The sequence below is a fragment of the Mycolicibacterium psychrotolerans genome (assembly GCF_010729305.1).
GTDB classification, from domain to species: domain Bacteria; phylum Actinomycetota; class Actinomycetes; order Mycobacteriales; family Mycobacteriaceae; genus Mycobacterium; species Mycobacterium psychrotolerans.
The window spans coordinates 3,765,404-3,780,562 of record NZ_AP022574.1 but is presented as its reverse complement, the minus strand read 5'-3'; the positions used below and the strand labels follow the sequence as shown (position 1 = coordinate 3,780,562).

General features: G+C 70.5%; 15 protein-coding genes and 1 pseudogene. 4 read left to right on the top strand and 12 right to left on the bottom strand.

What is annotated here, in order from left to right; genetic code table 11:
* Positions 1-32 precede the first annotated feature (32 nt).
* The 5 genes from G6N45_RS18455 to G6N45_RS18435 all read right to left on the bottom strand — a co-directional run bounded on the left by G6N45_RS18455 (position 33) and on the right by G6N45_RS18435 (position 4,966).
* Positions 33-683 carry a class I SAM-dependent methyltransferase gene (locus tag G6N45_RS18455; RefSeq protein WP_163723560.1) on the bottom strand — a complete coding sequence of 217 codons (651 nt, stop codon included), beginning with the start codon at positions 681-683 and terminating at the stop codon, positions 33-35.
* Between the two features lie 2 nt (positions 684-685).
* Positions 686-1,033, bottom strand: coding sequence for a DUF732 domain-containing protein (locus tag G6N45_RS18450; RefSeq protein ID WP_163723559.1), 348 nt, complete (start codon positions 1,031-1,033; stop codon positions 686-688).
* Positions 1,030-3,930 (bottom strand): MMPL/RND family transporter, encoded by a 2,901-nt coding sequence (locus tag G6N45_RS18445; protein WP_163723558.1) that lies wholly within the window; start codon positions 3,928-3,930, stop codon positions 1,030-1,032. The genes G6N45_RS18450 and G6N45_RS18445 overlap by 4 nt, the downstream gene beginning before the upstream one ends.
* Positions 3,927-4,355 carry an MmpS family transport accessory protein gene (locus G6N45_RS18440; protein WP_057146989.1) on the bottom strand — a complete coding sequence of 143 codons (429 nt, stop codon included), beginning with the start codon at positions 4,353-4,355 and terminating at the stop codon, positions 3,927-3,929. The genes G6N45_RS18445 and G6N45_RS18440 overlap by 4 nt, the downstream gene beginning before the upstream one ends.
* A gap of 206 nt (positions 4,356-4,561) precedes the next feature.
* Positions 4,562-4,966 carry an Rv0313 family protein gene (locus G6N45_RS18435; RefSeq protein ID WP_163723557.1) on the bottom strand — a complete coding sequence of 135 codons (405 nt, stop codon included), beginning with the start codon at positions 4,964-4,966 and terminating at the stop codon, positions 4,562-4,564.
* 107 nt (positions 4,967-5,073) lie between these two features.
* Between G6N45_RS18435 and G6N45_RS18430 the strand changes: the two genes are divergently transcribed.
* Together G6N45_RS18430 and G6N45_RS18425 are read left to right on the top strand one after the other, a co-directional pair.
* Entirely contained in the window at positions 5,074-5,880 is an 807-nt protein-coding gene (locus G6N45_RS18430) for a nuclear transport factor 2 family protein (protein WP_163723556.1), read from the top strand.
* A 59-nt stretch (positions 5,881-5,939) separates the two neighbouring features.
* Entirely contained in the window at positions 5,940-6,518 is a 579-nt protein-coding gene (locus G6N45_RS18425) for a hypothetical protein (protein ID WP_057146992.1), read from the top strand.
* 5 nt (positions 6,519-6,523) lie between these two features.
* On the opposite strand, the gene G6N45_RS18420 is transcribed toward G6N45_RS18425, so the two are convergent.
* Positions 6,524-7,303, bottom strand: coding sequence for an SGNH/GDSL hydrolase family protein (locus G6N45_RS18420; RefSeq protein WP_163723555.1), 780 nt, complete (start codon positions 7,301-7,303; stop codon positions 6,524-6,526).
* A 10-nt stretch (positions 7,304-7,313) separates the two neighbouring features.
* Positions 7,314-8,126: a hypothetical protein gene (locus tag G6N45_RS18415; RefSeq protein ID WP_170312455.1), complete on the bottom strand. Its 813-nt coding sequence runs from the start codon at positions 8,124-8,126 to the stop codon at positions 7,314-7,316.
* A gap of 33 nt (positions 8,127-8,159) precedes the next feature.
* On the opposite strand from G6N45_RS18415, the gene G6N45_RS18410 reads away from it, so the two are divergent.
* Entirely contained in the window at positions 8,160-8,651 is a 492-nt protein-coding gene (locus tag G6N45_RS18410; RefSeq protein ID WP_163723554.1) for an NUDIX hydrolase, read from the top strand.
* Positions 8,652-8,673: 22 nt separating this feature from the next.
* Here the strand turns inward: G6N45_RS18410 and G6N45_RS18405 are convergent.
* The 5 genes and pseudogenes from G6N45_RS18405 to malQ form a co-directional block, all read right to left on the bottom strand.
* Positions 8,674-9,054, bottom strand: a pseudogene (locus G6N45_RS18405) (nuclear transport factor 2 family protein); the annotation flags it as partial.
* A 53-nt stretch (positions 9,055-9,107) separates the two neighbouring features.
* Entirely contained in the window at positions 9,108-10,211 is a 1,104-nt protein-coding gene (locus tag G6N45_RS18400) for a PDR/VanB family oxidoreductase (protein ID WP_163723553.1), read from the bottom strand.
* Complete coding sequence (locus tag G6N45_RS18395; protein WP_163723552.1) at positions 10,211-11,110, bottom strand: metal-dependent hydrolase; 900 nt, start codon at positions 11,108-11,110, stop codon at positions 10,211-10,213. Before G6N45_RS18395 ends, G6N45_RS18400 begins: the two co-directional genes overlap by 1 nt.
* Positions 11,111-11,176: 66 nt before the next feature.
* Complete coding sequence (locus tag G6N45_RS18390) at positions 11,177-11,650, bottom strand: hypothetical protein (protein ID WP_163723551.1); 474 nt, start codon at positions 11,648-11,650, stop codon at positions 11,177-11,179.
* Positions 11,651-11,753: 103 nt separating this feature from the next.
* Positions 11,754-13,901 carry a 4-alpha-glucanotransferase gene (gene malQ / locus G6N45_RS18385; RefSeq protein WP_163723550.1) on the bottom strand — a complete coding sequence of 716 codons (2,148 nt, stop codon included), beginning with the start codon at positions 13,899-13,901 and terminating at the stop codon, positions 11,754-11,756.
* A 73-nt stretch (positions 13,902-13,974) separates the two neighbouring features.
* Between malQ and G6N45_RS18380 the strand changes: the two genes are divergently transcribed.
* Positions 13,975-15,159, top strand: a complete 1,185-nt coding sequence (locus tag G6N45_RS18380; protein ID WP_163723549.1) for an MFS transporter — start codon at positions 13,975-13,977, stop codon at positions 15,157-15,159.

Here is a 15,159-nt window from a genome sequence, read left to right as displayed (position 1 = left end):
CCCGGCGGCGTGGGTCGCACGGCCGGGATGAATCAGGCTGTGGGGCCGGCTTTCACGCCGATCGTGATGAGGTCGGACAACACCTGCGTCCACAGCGGACGCCGGACCCGGTGCTGATCCTCCACCGTGAAGCCGGCGTCGGTGAACATCGCGCGCATCGTCGCCGGGGTCGGGGCGTCGTAGGCCGGCAGCCGCACCGCGGCCAGCATCTGCTCGGGCACGTAGCGGCGCGGGCTCAGCGTCGCCACCGCGGCAATGCCCCCCGGCGCCAGCACGCGGTGGAACTCGCGCAGCGCGGCGGGCTGGTTGAACCAGTGGAACGCCGACGTGCTGACCACCGCGTCGAGGCTGCCGTCGTCGAACGGCAGCGCCTCGGCCGGCGCCGTCAGCCACGACACCCTCGTCGACCGCTGCGCGGCCTGCGCCAGCATCCCGTCCGACAGGTCGACCCCGTACACCGCGTCGGGCCGCACCTCCCGTGCGATCCGGTCAGCGAGAATGCCTGTGCCACAACCGATGTCGGCGACGCGACGAGAGTCGTGCGCGGTGAGTGCCGCGATCACCTCGTCCTGTGCCGGCCGGTACACCCAGCGCTGGACGACGGCGGTGTCGTAGACCGGAGCCGCGAGGCTCCAGAAGCCGGTGACCGCCTCGTTGAACCGCCTGCGGGTGGCCGACGGCATGGCTAGCCGGCCGGGCGGTTGGCTGCCGCGTCGAGGATCGGCAGCTTCTCCGGGCAGTAGGTGCGCAGGCCCGCGGCGACGAACTGGTAGGCCTGGTCGGTGGTGGTGCCCTTCTGCAGCTGGTTGTGCACGAAGTTCGCGGTCGCGAACACGTCGGGGTCCACACCGGTGTACACGCGCTTGCACATGATCTTGCCGATCCAGGCGTTGTAGTCCTTCTGGCCGTAGATCCCGTACACGTGAAGCTCGTTCGCGAAATCGGTGTCCGGGTCGGCCGCCGCGGGTACGGCGGTGCCCAGCGCGCCCACCGTCATGGCCGCCGCGGCGATCCCCATCAGAATCCGCTTCATACCCTCACTCCCTCTGCCGGATCGGACTGTAGACCACCGGGCCGCGGCCACGGCTCCGGAATGGGCCGCCTGCGCACCCGTTGCGGCCACCAGAACCACGGACCCATCAGCGCTGCGATCGACGGTGTCATGAACGCACGGATCACGAGCGTGTCGAACAGCAGACCCAGACCGATCGTCGTACCGACCTGCCCGATCACGGTCAACTCGCTGACCGCCATCGACATCATCGTAAGCGCGAACACCAGACCGGCGGCCGTGACGACCGAACCGCTGCCGCCCATCGCGCGGATGATGCCGGTACCGATGCCGGCGTGGATCTCCTCCTTGAGGCGCGACACCAGCAGCAGGTTGTAGTCCGCGCCGACCGCCAGCAGGATGATCACCGCCATCGCGAGCACCATCCAGTGCAGCGGCTGGCCGAGGATGTGCTGCCAGAACAGCACCGACAGACCGAACGACGCGCCCAGCGACATCACCACCGTGCCCACGATGACGGCCGAGGCCACGACGGCCCGCGTCAGGATCAGCATGATGATGAAGATCAGCGCCAGCGCGGCGATGCCGGCGATCAGCAGGTCGTAGTTGTTGCCTTCCTGCATGTCGGCATACGTGGCCGCGGTACCGCCGAGATAGATCTTGGCGCCCTCCAGCGGGGTGCCCTTGATCGCCTCCTTGGCGGCGTTGCGGATCTTGTCGATCCGGGCGATGCCGTCGGCGGTCAGCGGGTCGCCCTCATGGGCGATGATGAACCGCACCGATTTGCCGTCGGGGGAGAGAAACTGCTCCAGCCCGCGCTGAAAGTCCTTGTTGTCGAAGATCTCCGGCGGCAGATAGAACGAATCGTCGTTCATGGAGTTGTCGAACGCGTCACCCATGGCGTCCGAGTCCTCCTGCATGGCCGCCATCTGGTCCTGCTGACCCTTCTGAGTCTGATACATCGTCAGCATCATCGTCTTCATGGTCTTCATCGTGGAGATCATCTCGGGCATGAGCGCCACCATCTGGGGCATCAGGCTGTCCAGCCGCTTCATCTCCGGGATGATCTCTTTGAAGTCGTCGGTCATCACGTTGATGCCGTCCAGGGTGTCGAACACCGACCGGATCGCCCAGCAGACCGGGATGTTGTAGCAGTGCGGTTCCCAGTAGAAGTAGTTGCGGATGGGCCGGAAGAAGTCGTCGAAGTTGGCGATGCTGTCGCGCAGCGCCTCGATGTCGACGACCATGCCTTCCATCTTGGTGACCATCGAGTGGGTGATCTCGGACATCTGCTTGGTCAGGCCGGCCATCTTCTCCATGGTGGCGATGGTCTTGTCCATCTCACCGGCCTGCACCAGCATGTCGGCCATCCGGTCCTGCATGTACTTCTCGTTGAGCCGCTGCGTCGTGCCCTGCATGCTCATCTGGAACGGGATCGACGTGTGCTTGATCGGCTTGCCGTCCGGACGGGTGATGGCCTGCACGCGCGCGATGCCCTCCACCCGGAACAGCGCCTTGGCGATCTTGTCGATCACCAGGAAGTCCGCCGAGTTGCGCATGTCGTGGTCGCTTTCGACCATCAGCAGTTCCGGGTTCATCCGGGCCTGCGAGAAGTGCCGGTCGGCCACCGCATAGCCCTCGTTGGCCGGCAGGTCGGCGGGCAGGTAGTTCCGGTCGTTGTAGTTGGTCTGGTACCCGGGCAGCGTCAGCAGACCGACCAGCGAAAGCGCGATGGTGCCCACCAGGATCGGGCCGGGCCACCGCACGATCGCGGCGCCGATCTTGCGCCATCCGCGGATCCGCATCGCGCGCTTGGGTTCCAACAGCCCGAAGCGGGTGGCCAGCGAGATGATCGCCACCATCAGCACCACGCCGGCCAGCACCACCACGACCATGCCGATCGCCAGCGGAACACCGAGGGTCTGGAAATAGGGCAGCCGGGTGAAGCTCAGGCAGAACGTCGCGCCCGCGATCGTCAGACCCGACCCGAGCACCACGTGGGCGGTGCCGTGGAACATCGTGTAGAAGGCGGACTCTTTGTCCTCGCCGAGACTTCGCGCCTCCTGATAGCGGCCTATCAGGAAGATCGCATAGTCGGTCGCCGCGGCGATGGCCAGGGTCACCAGCAGGTTCGTGGCGAACGTCGAGAGTCCGATGATCTCGTGGTAGCCGAGGAAGGCGACCAGGCCGCGCGCGGTCGCCAGCGACAGCACCACCATGACCAGCGTGATCAGCACCGTGACGATCGAGCGGTAGACCAGCAGCAGCATGATGATGATGACGGTGAACGTCGCCGCCTCGATGAGCGTCATGCTCCGGTCGCTGGCGATGTGCTGATCGGCGGCCAGCGCGGCGGGACCGGTGACAAAGGCCTTGACGCCGGGCGGCGGCGGCACCTCTTCGACGATCTTCTGGACGGCCTCCACCGACTCGTTGGCCAAAGATTCGCCCTGGTTGCCTGCGAGCTTCACCTGGACGTACGCGGCCTTGCCGTCGTTGCTGGTCGAGCCGGCCGCGGTCAGCGGATCGCTCCAGAAGTCCTGCACCGACTGCACATGCTTCTCGTCGGTCTCCAGCTTCTTGACCAGCTGGTCGTACCAGGCGTGCGTCTCGTCGCCGAGCGGCTTGTCGCCCTCGAAGACGATCATCACCGAGCTGTCGGAGTCACCCTCGCGGAATGCCTCACCGACCTTCTTCATCGAGATGAGCGACGGTGCGTCGTCGGGGCTCATCGACACCGCACGCATCTGGCCGACCGTCTCGAGCTGTGGGACGACGGTGTTGAGGATGACGATCACCGCGATCCAGCCGAGGATGATCGGCAGGGCCAGCGTCCGGATCAGCCGGGGGATGACCGGCCGGGACGGGCGAGGGGGCGGGGGAGCGTCGGGGGCAGCGTGTCGGACCGGCGTGCTCATGCCGACTTCACGAAACAGAAGGTCTGGGCATTCAGCCCGTCGGTCGTGCGCTCGTCCTTGAGCTCGTCGTCGACGAGGATCCGGCACGTGATCGAGCTGCCGTCACCCTGGGCGACGATGTTCGGGGCCGCGGACGGCTCGGTGGTGCTCAGCGTCAGTGACCACGGAAGCGCCGCGTTGTCGATCCGCTGCGGCTTGGCGTCGAGATCCAGATAGTTGATGTCGGCGTAACTGCCGGTGCCGGTGATCTCGTAACGGACGACCTTGGGGTCGAACGGCTCGGGCAGATCGGCGAAGTTGCGCGGGGTCTCGATGATGCCCTCGGAACCGAAGAAGGTCCGGATCCGCGAGACGGTCAGCCCGGCGACCACCACGACGAACACGATGAGCAACGGCAGCCACACTTTCCTGGCGACCTTGATCACGCGTGTCCCCCGATGCGCCCCCGACGTATGCCGTGCAATCTGACCCCTGGCCTCGTGTCCGTGTGTTTGGGTGATCTTAACTTAGCCCATATAAGTTCTCACTCGGCGACAGATTAGCTCAAGTGAATGTGGCGCTGCCAACTGCTTTCCGGGAGATGCGGGCCACGTCACTGCATGGCCGGAGTGAAGATCGGGCGCGGGAGCGTCTACTCGGTGGTCGAGCCCGGGCCGGACTCGGTGCCGCTCTGGCCGGCGTCGAGCACGCTGACCGCGATGCCGTAGGGCAGGAACCGGACGCGGCGGGTCGGGTCGGTGTTGGTCTTGTTCGCCCGCAGGGCGTCCAACTCGGTGGGGAACACCTGCTCGATGTGTGCGCCGCCGGACTCGTCGACGGTGTAGATCGTCCACACCCCGTCACCCGTCTCCCCGGTGGTCTCCGGGCGGCGGGGCCTGCCACCGCGGGCGAGGTCGTCGAAGAGCACGGACCATCCGGCGCGCTCGCCCGAGGTCGTCATGAACTTGCCGAGGGCGTCGCGCAGCCCCTCCCCGGCTTCGCGGACCACACGGTCGAAGTCCTCGGGATCGAAGCCGAAAGGCCCGTTACCGCTCATGGTGTTCCTCCTCGCGAGGCTGTGCCCTCAGCACAGCGGATGACACCAGTGTGCCCGCGGCGGCGGGTGCAGTCGACTCTCCGCCGCCCGAGGTGGTAGGCAACCGTATGCCCTTCACGCGCGCCGACGTACTCTCGGCCGCCCAGAGCTCCCTCGCCGCGGCCGCCGCGCACGATCGCGACGGGTGGGTCGGGCTGTTCACCGCGGACGGGCGGGTGGAGGACCCGGTCGGCTCGGGGCCTCACCGCGGCCGGGTGGCCATCGGGCATTTCTTCGACACCTTCATCGGGCCCCGCGAGATCGGCCACCGTCCGGAGGCCGACATCGTCGTCGGCGCCACCGTGATCCGGGACCTCACCCTCGAGATCCGGATGGCCGCGGCGCTGACGATGGAGGTACCCACCTTCATCCGCTATGACGTGAAGGACACCGCCGAGGGCCTCAGGATCGCGGCGCTGTCGGCGTACTGGGAACTGCCCGCGATGATCCGCCGCTTCCTGAGCGGCGGCGTCGCCGCCGCACCGGCCGGGCTCGCCCTGGGCCGTGCGATGGTGACCCACCAGGGCGTCGCCGGCAGCCTCGGCTTCCTGCGCGCATTCGCCGGCACCGGAACCGGCGCCGCGGCGGTGTTCGCCCGGTTCCTCGACGACGCGTGCGGGGGCGACGAGGTCGGCGTCCGGCGCCTGGTCGGCGACGTGCCGATCACCGCAGGCGACGACGACCCCCGCAACGCCTCGGAGCTGCTGAGGCTGCTCGAGGGCGGACGGTGGGACAAGCTGATCCGGTCGGGACGGTCGGTTGCGGCCCGCGTGCGGCGCGACGAGAGACGGTGCATCGTGATCGGCGAAGTCGGCAGGCGCGGTGAGGATCGCGCTGCGCTGACGCGGCTGCGGGTCTTCGGGGAGCTCGCCTAGCGGTTGGGACGGCCGTGTTGTCGCGCCCGGACCCGGGAACGTGAGAACGTAAAAGAACCATGGACACCACCCGTCGCGCTCCGGACGCATACATGAGCTACGAAGAGTTCGGCCGCCGGTTCTTCGAGGTCGCGGTGACCGAGGAACGGGTGGGTGACGCGATCGGCCAGATCGCCGGCGACGCGTTCGAGATGGGTCCGATCGCCCAGGGGCCAGGCCGGCTCGCCAAGGTGACGGCCAAGGTGCAGATCCTGCCGCCGCGGGTGAACCGGCGGGTGGCCGACGAGATCACGTTCGCGATCCGGATTCCGCTGGAGATCGACATGATCGTCGACCTGCGGATCGACAAACCGAAGTTCATGGTGTTCGGCGAGATCTCGCTGCGCGCGGTGGCCCGGGCCGCTGAGCCGCTGCTGCTGATCATCGACGTGGAGAAGCCGCGGGCCGCCGACATCGCGATCCACGTGACGTCGAAGTCGCTGCGCGCCGAGGTGGTGCGGATCATCGGCGGCGTGGACGCCGAGATCAAGCGGTTCATCGCCGCGCATGTCGCCGGGGAGATCGACAGCCCCGCGTCGCAGAAAGCCAAGATCATCGACGTCGCGACGGAACTCGACGCGACGTGGACGGGGATCTGAGCAAATCAACCCACCAGGTCGGAGCAGTCCGTGAGCACCGGCCGGCGCGGCGCCCGCGCGTCACCGACGGACCGGCCTCGCAGGTGATCCCAAAGCCACGGCATCAGCATGTTCTGGGTCCACAGCAGCTGCGAGTAGGTCCGTGAGCGCAGCGACGGCGGCCGCGCCTGCGGGTCCGCGGTGGCCCAGGCGTGGCTGCTGCCGGGCAGCCCGAGCGCTTCGGCCGCGGCCTCGGCGAACAGGGCATGCCCCCGCGCCGAACCGTGCACCCGGTCGGGGCTCCAGGTGTCCGGCTGGGTCATCGACGGCGCCGCGTAGAGGTCCACCAGGGCGAAGCCGTGCCGCTGGGCGGCGGCCCGGATCTCGTGGTTGATCGCGAGCACCCGCCGGCCCAGCACCCGCCCGATCGGCAGGATCCGGGCCAGGTCGGGGAACGTGGTGGTCACCACCGTGGCCCCCGAGTCCGCCAGCCCGCTGTGCAGCTCGTCGAGCTGGACCAGCGCCTGCTCGAAGCCGGGACCGGGCCGGGTCATGTCGTTCATGCCGATGCACACGGTGATCAGGTCCGCGCCCATCGCCAGAGCGTGGGGCAGCTGCACGTCGAGCACATCGCGGATCTGGTTGCCGCGTACGGCCAGGTTGGCGTACTGCAGCGCGGGGGACAGCGCGTCGAGCATCTCGGCGAGGCGGTCGGCGAAACCCCGCAGGCCGGAGGTGTCGTCGCCGTCCCACAGGCCCTCGGTCTGGCTGTCGCCGAGCGCGACGTAGCGGGCGTAGGAGGCCACGCAGGCGACTCTAACGCGAGCGGCCCAGCTTGGTCAGGTTGACCGCCACGCCGACGCTGAGCTGGGTGATGATGTCCTCCAAGCGTTTCCGGTCCAGCTCGGTGCGCCACTGCGGCAGCCTGCCCGACACCCGCACCACCCCCGGTGCGAATTCCACCCGGGTCAGCGTCAGGCCGTGTGCCAGCTCGGGTAGCCGTACCCGATACGCCGGGGTGCGGGCCGGCAGCCGCCAGCGCGTGGCACCGACCGCCACCGTGTGGGCCTGCAGCCACAGCGTCGCCCCGTCGACACGGACGTCGATCTCGACGTGCCCAAGCCGCGGGCGCCGCGCGAACCGGATACGGGCCACACCGTCGTCGCCGACATCGCCGGCCAGCCGTGGCGCGGCCTGTCCGAACAGTTCGTCGAGCACCGGAGTCGGCACCTCCAGTGTCACCTCCACCGGCGCGGCCACCAGCACCGGCGGCGCGCCGGGCCGGACGTGGACGTTGTGCAGCACCACCGTGGCGGTCTCGAAAGTACTTGTCCGCCACCGGATATCACCGGCGACGAGGCGGACGTCGTTGAGCTGACCGACCGAGAGGCCCCGCACGTCGAGCCGGGAGTCGAATCGGGTGACCGTCAACGTCAGATCGCCGTCGTCCAGGCTCATCGTGAGCCGCCTGCCGACGACCAGGCGGCGCACGGTCACGAACAGCGCCCGGTAGGCGGCCGCGGCACCGCTGTTGACCGGCACCATCGCGGTGGCCGACCACAGCGAGGTGAGCATGTCGAGCGGCCGGAACGGGTCGAACCGGCGCACGGACCGCGCGGGACGGGTCATCACCGTCCATCCTCGCACGGGTTATCGTCGCGCATGCCCAAGCTCAGCGCCGGCCTGCTGCTCTACCGCGGCGAGGGCCCCGGTCTCGAAGTCCTCATCGGGCATCCCGGCGGCCCCTTCTGGGCGCGCAAAGACGAAGGCGCCTGGTCGATTCCGAAGGGCGAGTACGTCGAGGGCGAGGACCCGTGGGAGGCGGCGCAGCGCGAGTTCACCGAGGAGATCGGCACACCGCCGCCCGAGGGCCCGCGCATCGACTTCGCTCCGCTGCGACAGCCGGGCGGCAAGATCATCACCGCATTCGCCGTGCGCGGTGACCTCGACCTCTCCGGCGCCGTCAGCAACACGTTCACGCTGGAATGGCCTCCCCGCTCGGGCCGGCTCAGGGAGTTCCCGGAGATCGACCGGGTGGCGTGGCTCGACCTGGAGGCGGCTCGCGCCAAGATGCTGAAGGGCCAGCGCCCGCTGCTGGACCGTCTCGCCGAGGCGCTCGCAGCCGGCGAACCGGACGCGTCTCGATCGCGTTGACGGTCAGCGCGCGGCCGTTGATGCGCCACCCGGCCCGGGTCCGCAGGTACTCGTCGTCGTAGCGCAGGTGCCACACCACGTCGGTGTCGCCCGTCCAGTGATGGGCGATGCACGTGATCCGGCCGAGGGCGTGGTCGGGGTGCCGGCCGGGCGCGTAGACCTCCCCGACGATCGCGTGCTCGGTCCGGGTGACCGCAGCCAGCGCCGCCAGCGCCGTGCGCACGCCGTCATGACCGTGGTGCACGCGCACCGGCTCGAGGATGTCCGGCGGCGCCGGCAGGTGGAATTCGGCTGTCGCGGTGAACAATTCGGGCACCTCGGCGAACCTGCGGTCGTCCACGGCCGAGGCGTAGAGGTGCACCAGGTCGGCCAGCGCCAGCCGGTCGGCCACCGCGAGGGTCATGGCAGCACTGTCGCGCCCGGAGCCAACGGCATGGCCGGATCCTACCGACGTGCCTACAGATCCAGCGTCAGGCGCGAGGTACCGGCGGCCCGGGAGACGCAGGTCAGCATCTGGCCGACGGCGCGCTCGGGATCGGTGAGCAGCGTGTCGCGGTGCTCCACCGCACCGTCGAGCACCCGGGTGCGGCAGGTCCCGCAGAACCCCTGCCGGCACGAGTACGGCGCCGGCACGCCGGCGCGTCGCAGCGCGCCGAGCAGGGTCTCGTCCTCGGCTACGGCGATCGACGCGCCGGTCGAGGCCACGGTCACCTCGAAGGCCCTGCCGTCGATCACGGGCGGCGCGGCGAAGCGCTCGAAGTGCAGTTCGACGTCGTCGCGGCCGGCCAGCGCCGACCGCACCGCGCTCAGCATCGGCGCCGGACCGCACGCGTACACCGCGGTGCCCGTCGGACAGTCACCGAGAAGTGCTGCGGCGCTGGGTAACCCGGATTCGTCGTCGGTGCGGATCTGGACGGCGGCCCCGTAGGCGGCGACCTCGTCGAGGAACGGCAGACTGTCGCGGCTGCGGCCGGTGTAGATCATCGACCACTCCACCCCGAGGCGGCGGGCCGCCCGCAGCATCGGCAGGACCGGGGTGATCCCGATCCCGCCTGCGACGAAGCGGAACCGGCGCGTGGGGGACCCGTGACCGGGCACGGTCAGCGGAAACGCGTTACGGGGGCCGTGGGTGTGCACGACGGCGCCCTCGGGGAGCGCGTCGTGCACCTCGCCCGATCCGCCGCCGCCGCCGGGGATCCGGCGCACCGCGATCCGGTAGGCGTCGGCCACCGCGGGATCACCGCACAGCGAGTACTGCCGGACCAGGCCGCTGGGGAGGTGGAGGTCAAGATGGGCGCCGGGGTACCAGCGGGGTACCGGCCCGCCGCCGGCCGCGGTCAGCGTCAGCTCCACCACGTCCTGGTCGCGGGCGACGACGCGGCGCCGCGCGATGGTCAACGCGATGGTGTCGTCGCGGCGCGCGGGCGGGGAGATCTGGCGGCGTGCCGTGGCGGCGAACAGCCCGGAGATGCCGGCGCCGGCCAGCGCCAGCACCGGGTCGTGCCTGCTGCGACCTGACGCGCTGGGCGGGGTCTGCCGGTAGTGCGGCAGCAGCCGCATCACAGGTGCGCGGCGCGCGCCGCGGGCGAGGTGGCCAGGTAGGCGACCGCCTGGGCGGTTGAGCCGAACTGCTCCGGCGAGTACCCGGGCCGGAAGTAGGTCAGCGTGCCCGACCCGAACAGTTGGCGGTAGCGCGGCAGCAGGCCCAGCCTGGAGTCGCGCATCCGCATCCGGTTGAACGCCCACCAGCCGGCGTCGACGGCCGGATCGTTCTTGAGCAGGTACCACGCCGTGCGCTGGAAGAACACGAACAGCATCGTGGCCGACAGCGTCATCGCCCGTATCCGGGCCAGGTAGCTGTCGTGGAAGTAGGTTGCGACGTCGTGGGCGACGCTGCGGTGCTCGACCTCCTCGCTGCCGTGCCAGCGGAACAGGTCGGTCAGCGTGGGGTCGGCGCCGTGCTGGTCCCACGAGCAGTTCAATGCGAAGTCGCCCATCACCGCCGTGTAGTGCTCGATCGCGGCGATCATCCACAGCCGGTCGCAGAGGTGGTTCATCCGCCGGGTGGGGTCGGCGGAGTCCAGCGGCGCCAACACGCGCGAGAAGACGTGCTCCACCTGGGCCAGGATCGGCGCCGGATCGACGCCGCGCTGGACCATGAAGTCGTGCAGGATCGCGTCGTGCACGTCCGCGTGAGTGGCCTCCTGGCCGATGAACCCGCGGATGTCATCGGCGAGCTTCGGGTCACGGACCATCGGCAGCGCCTCGTTGAAGGTCTGCACGAACCAGCGTTCGCCGGCCGGCAGCACCAGGTTGAGCACACTGATGACGTGCGAGGCGACCGGATGGTCGGGAATCCAGTGCAGGGGGACATCGGCGACGTCGAACGCCACTTTGCGGGCCTGGATCTGCACGGGGCCCGGATCGATCTCGTCGGCGAATCGGCGCGGTCGCAGCATGACGGGGAGTCTACGACCCCCCGGAACGATTGGTGGGAACGCGGGTACCAGTTAGCTGAACGATGGTCAGCCTGCGGGCAGCGGCTGCCCGGGGATCGCCGGTCCGCCGGGGATCTGCTGAGGCGCACCGGCGACCGGAGCCCCGGCACCCGGGGCGCCGGCGATCGGGACGACCGGCGTGGGGGTGACCGTGGTGACGCCGTTGGCTCCCACCGTGGGACCGCCCGTGGGGCCCTGCGCCTTGATCTGGTCGGCGGCGGCCTGGGTGCAGTCCAGCGACAACAGCATGCGTCCGCCGCTGGTGACCTTCTGCTGGTCGACCAGGCAGGCCGACTGCGGCAGCACGCTGCCGCGGGAGCCGCCGAAGTAGGCCTTGATGCCCTGGCTCTTGAGGATGGCCAGCGCGCGGCCGTACTGCTCGCCGGTGACGTTGTACGGGCTGGGCGCCCCCGCCGGCTGGGACAGCGCAGCACCGGCCCCGACCAGGGCGATTGTTCCGGCGGCCACCAGGCCACCGCTGAACACGACGAGCTTTCTCACGACAACTCTCTCCTCGGGTCGGTGACGCGGTGCGAACATATCGCAGCGGTGACGAATGTGAAACCGCTGCGCAGGCGCGAGGCGTTACATCGCCGGTCGGGGCTCAGCCCGCGGCGGGCTTGACCGCCGCGCGCATCACCTCGCACAGCGCGGCCGCCCGGGGGTCGTCGAACACGTCGTCGAGCAGCACCGGCCGCCCGTCGGGACCGGCCAGCGGGACCCGCCAGTTGGGATATTCGTCGGTGGTCCCCGGCTGGTTCTGGGTGCGTGTCTCGCCGACGGCGTCGGCCAGCGACATCGCCAGCAGTCGTGACGGCGTCCGGCCCAGGTAGCGGTGCAGGGCCAGCACGACCTCCTCGGTGTCGTCGTCGGCGTCGGTGTCGGGCAGCAGTCCGGCGCGGCGCAGCTCGGTCAGCCAGGCGCGCTGATGGGCCCGGTCGGTCTCCAGCACCTCGGCGGCGGGCTGAGCAAGCAGACCCAGTTCGTCGCGCAGCCGCACGTGCTCGCCGGCCAGATAGCCGGCGGTCGGCGGCAGATCGTGGGTGGTGACCGCGGACAGGGCGGTCTCCCGCCACCGCTCGGCGGGCAGCGGCGCACCGTCGTGGTCGGCCTCGAACCACAGGATCGACGTGCCGAACAGGCCGCGCTCGCGCAGGTAGTCGCGCACCCAGCGCTCGACGGTGCCGAGATCCTCACCGACGACCAGCGCCCCGGCCCGGTGCGCCTCCAGCGCCACGATGCCGATCATCGCCTCATGGTCGTAGCGGACGTAGGTGCCCTCCGTCGGGAGCGCACCCCGCGGGATCCACCACAGCCGGAACAACCCGATGATGTGGTCGATGCGCACGCCGCCCGCGTGCCGCACCGCCGCCTGCACGAGTGCCCGGAACGGTTCGTATGCGGCCTCGGCGAGGCGGTCGGGGCGCCACGGCGGCTGTGACCAGTCCTGACCGAGCTGGTTGAACTCGTCGGGCGGGGCACCGGCGGTGACCCCGAGCGCCAGCGTGTCCTGCAGCGCCCAGGCGTCCGCGCCGTCCGGATCCACCCCGACCGCCAGGTCGGCCATGATGCCGAGCTCCATGCCCGCCGACAGCGCGGTGGCCTGCGCCGCGGTCAGCTGCTCGTCGAGAAGCCACTGCAGCCAACGATGGAAATCCACCTCGGCGGCGTGTTCGGCGGCGAAGTCGGCGACGGCAGGACCGCGCGGATGCTGCAGCTCTGCCGGCCACCCGTGCCAGTCGGCGCCGTGGTGCTCGGCCAGCGCGCACCACGTCGCGAAGTCGTCGAGGCTGCGGCCCTCGCGCCGGCAGTACGCCTGGTAGGCGATGTCGCGGCCGGCCGAGAACTCGACCAGGTAAATGCTCTGCAGCGCAGCGCGTTTGGCCTTCCACACGCCGTCACGGTCGATGCGCTTCGAGCGGTCGGCCCGCGCCTGCACCTGGGCCCTGGCCTTGCGGATCCGGCTGCGGTGGCGCAGGTAGGCGTATTCGGGCACCGCCTCGACCCGCAGGTAGAGCGGGTTGACGAACCGGCGCGACGTCGGCAGGTACGGCGAGGGCTCCATCGGGGCTGTCGGAGCCGCCGCGTGCAGCGGGTTGACCAGCACGAACCCGGCGCCGTGCCGGGCGGCCGACCACACCGCCAGATCGGTCAGGTCGGCCAGATCGCCCATGCCCCAGGACTTCTGCGATCGCACGCTGTAGAGCTGGGTGGACAGTCCCCACGCCCGGCTCTGGCCCAGCCGCGCGGGCGGCGCGATCCGCGCCGGAGACACGATCACCGTCGTCGCGGCGTCGAACGAGCCGACCTGCAGATGCAGCCGGTGATAGGCGACGGGCAGATCGGCGGGCAGTTCGAAGGTCGCCTCGCCGATCAGTCGACCGTCCAGATCGTAAGGCGGCCGGTTGTTCTCGAGTTGACGCAGACCGGTGCGCACACTGCCGTCCTCCAGCCGCAGCCACAGGCCGACCGGGTCGCCGTGCGTCACGTGGACCCAGAACGGTGTGGCAACCCCGGTGCGCGCGACGATCGAGGCGGGCAGGGAGCGCGCCCAGTGAGCGTGCTCGTGAGCGGCGAGCGCCTCGGCGCGCTGCCCTTCCGTCTCCGCGGGCACGCCGAGCGCGGCCAGAACGGCGACCAGCGTGGTCGCAGGCACCGTCACCCGCCGGCCGGTCCAGTCGTCGTAATCGGTGGCCACGCCGTACCGGGTGGCGAGGTCGATCAGCGACGCGGTGCGCTCCTGCTCGGGCATGGCGCAATCTTGCCCCCACCGCCGGTGCCGCGTCGCGTCGACGGCGCAGGACGCCCGGTAGGGTCGGTGCACCATGCCGCCACACCCGCTCGACGTCGGCGAGGCGCGCGACCGGCGGGCCCGTGTCGCGATCGGCGCCGTCTTCCTCACCAACGGTGCGCTGTTCGCCAACCTGCTGCCCCGGCTGCCGGAGATCAAGACGGACCTGGGCCTGTCCAACGCGATGCTCGGCGGCGCGGTCGCGTCGTTCTCCGCGGGCGCACTGATCGCCGGCCCGGCAGCCGCGACGCTGATCCGGCGGTACGACTCCGCGCGCGTGTCGCTGGCCACCACCGTGGTGCTCGCCGTGCTCATCGTTATCGCCGCGTCGGCTCCCGCGCCGCTGGTGCTCGCCGCCGCGCTGTTCGTCGCCGGCGCCGCCGACGCCATCACCGACGTCGCCCAGAACGTCAACGCCCTACGGCTGCAACGACAGTACGGCCGGTCGATCATCAACTCGCTGCACGCCGTGTGGGCGGTGGGCGCCGTCACGGGCGGGCTGATGGCCGCCGGCGCGATCGCCGTGCACCTGCCGCGGCCGGTCCACTTGGGCGCCGCCGCGGTGCTGTTCTGTGCCGTCGCCGCCGCGGCCTACCCGTTCCTGCTGCACGGCCCCGACCACGACGACCACCCGGCCCGGCGCGAAGGGACCGCACCGGCCGGCGCCGCGGTGTACCTGACGCTGCTGGCGCTGGTCGGGATCGCGATCGCAGGCGCCACCGTCGAGGACGCCGGAAGTTCCTGGGCCACGCTGTATCTGCGGGACAGCCTGGGCGCGCCGGGCCCGGTGGCCGCGCTGGGATACGTCGCGCTGGTGGGGTGCATGTGCGTGGGACGGCTCATCGGGGACCGCCTCGTCGACCGGTTCGGGGAGCGGGCCGTGACGCGGGCCGGGGGCGCCGTCACCGCGGCGGGAATGGGTGCGGCGCTGGCCTTTCCGTCGGTGCCCGGCAGCATCGCGGGCTTCGCGGCGGCCGGTCTGGGGGTCGCCACCGCGGTGCCCGCCGCGATGCGCGCCGCCGACAAACTGCCGGGACTGCGCGCCGGCACCGGGCTGACGATCCTGACCTGGCTGATGCGGGTGGGCTTCCTGGGGGCCCCGCTGATCGTGGGGGTGGTGGCCGACGCGGCGAGTCTGCGGGTCGGGCTGCTCAGCGTGGTGGTCGCCGGGGTGAGCCTGCTCGTGCTCGGCGGGGTGCTGGCCGGCCGGCGGCGGTAG

Bases quoted from the DNA above. Each gene is read 5' to 3' on its own strand.
- G6N45_RS18455 (WP_163723560.1), bottom strand. From the start codon at position 683: ATGCCGTCGGCCACCCGCAGGCGGTTCAACGAGGCGGTCACCGGCTTC.
- G6N45_RS18450 (WP_163723559.1), bottom strand. From the start codon at position 1,033: ATGAAGCGGATTCTGATGGGGATCGCCGCGGCGGCCATGACGGTGGGC.
- G6N45_RS18445 (WP_163723558.1), bottom strand. From the start codon at position 3,930: ATGAGCACGCCGGTCCGACACGCTGCCCCCGACGCTCCCCCGCCCCCT.
- G6N45_RS18435 (WP_163723557.1), bottom strand. From the start codon at position 4,966: ATGAGCGGTAACGGGCCTTTCGGCTTCGATCCCGAGGACTTCGACCGT.
- G6N45_RS18430 (WP_163723556.1), top strand. From the start codon at position 5,074: ATGCCCTTCACGCGCGCCGACGTACTCTCGGCCGCCCAGAGCTCCCTC.
- G6N45_RS18425 (WP_057146992.1), top strand. From the start codon at position 5,940: ATGGACACCACCCGTCGCGCTCCGGACGCATACATGAGCTACGAAGAG.
- G6N45_RS18415 (WP_170312455.1), bottom strand. From the start codon at position 8,126: ATGACCCGTCCCGCGCGGTCCGTGCGCCGGTTCGACCCGTTCCGGCCG.
- G6N45_RS18410 (WP_163723554.1), top strand. From the start codon at position 8,160: ATGCCCAAGCTCAGCGCCGGCCTGCTGCTCTACCGCGGCGAGGGCCCC.
- G6N45_RS18400 (WP_163723553.1), bottom strand. From the start codon at position 10,211: ATGCGGCTGCTGCCGCACTACCGGCAGACCCCGCCCAGCGCGTCAGGT.
- G6N45_RS18395 (WP_163723552.1), bottom strand. From the start codon at position 11,110: ATGCTGCGACCGCGCCGATTCGCCGACGAGATCGATCCGGGCCCCGTG.
- malQ (WP_163723550.1), bottom strand. From the start codon at position 13,901: ATGCCCGAGCAGGAGCGCACCGCGTCGCTGATCGACCTCGCCACCCGG.
- G6N45_RS18380 (WP_163723549.1), top strand. From the start codon at position 13,975: ATGCCGCCACACCCGCTCGACGTCGGCGAGGCGCGCGACCGGCGGGCC.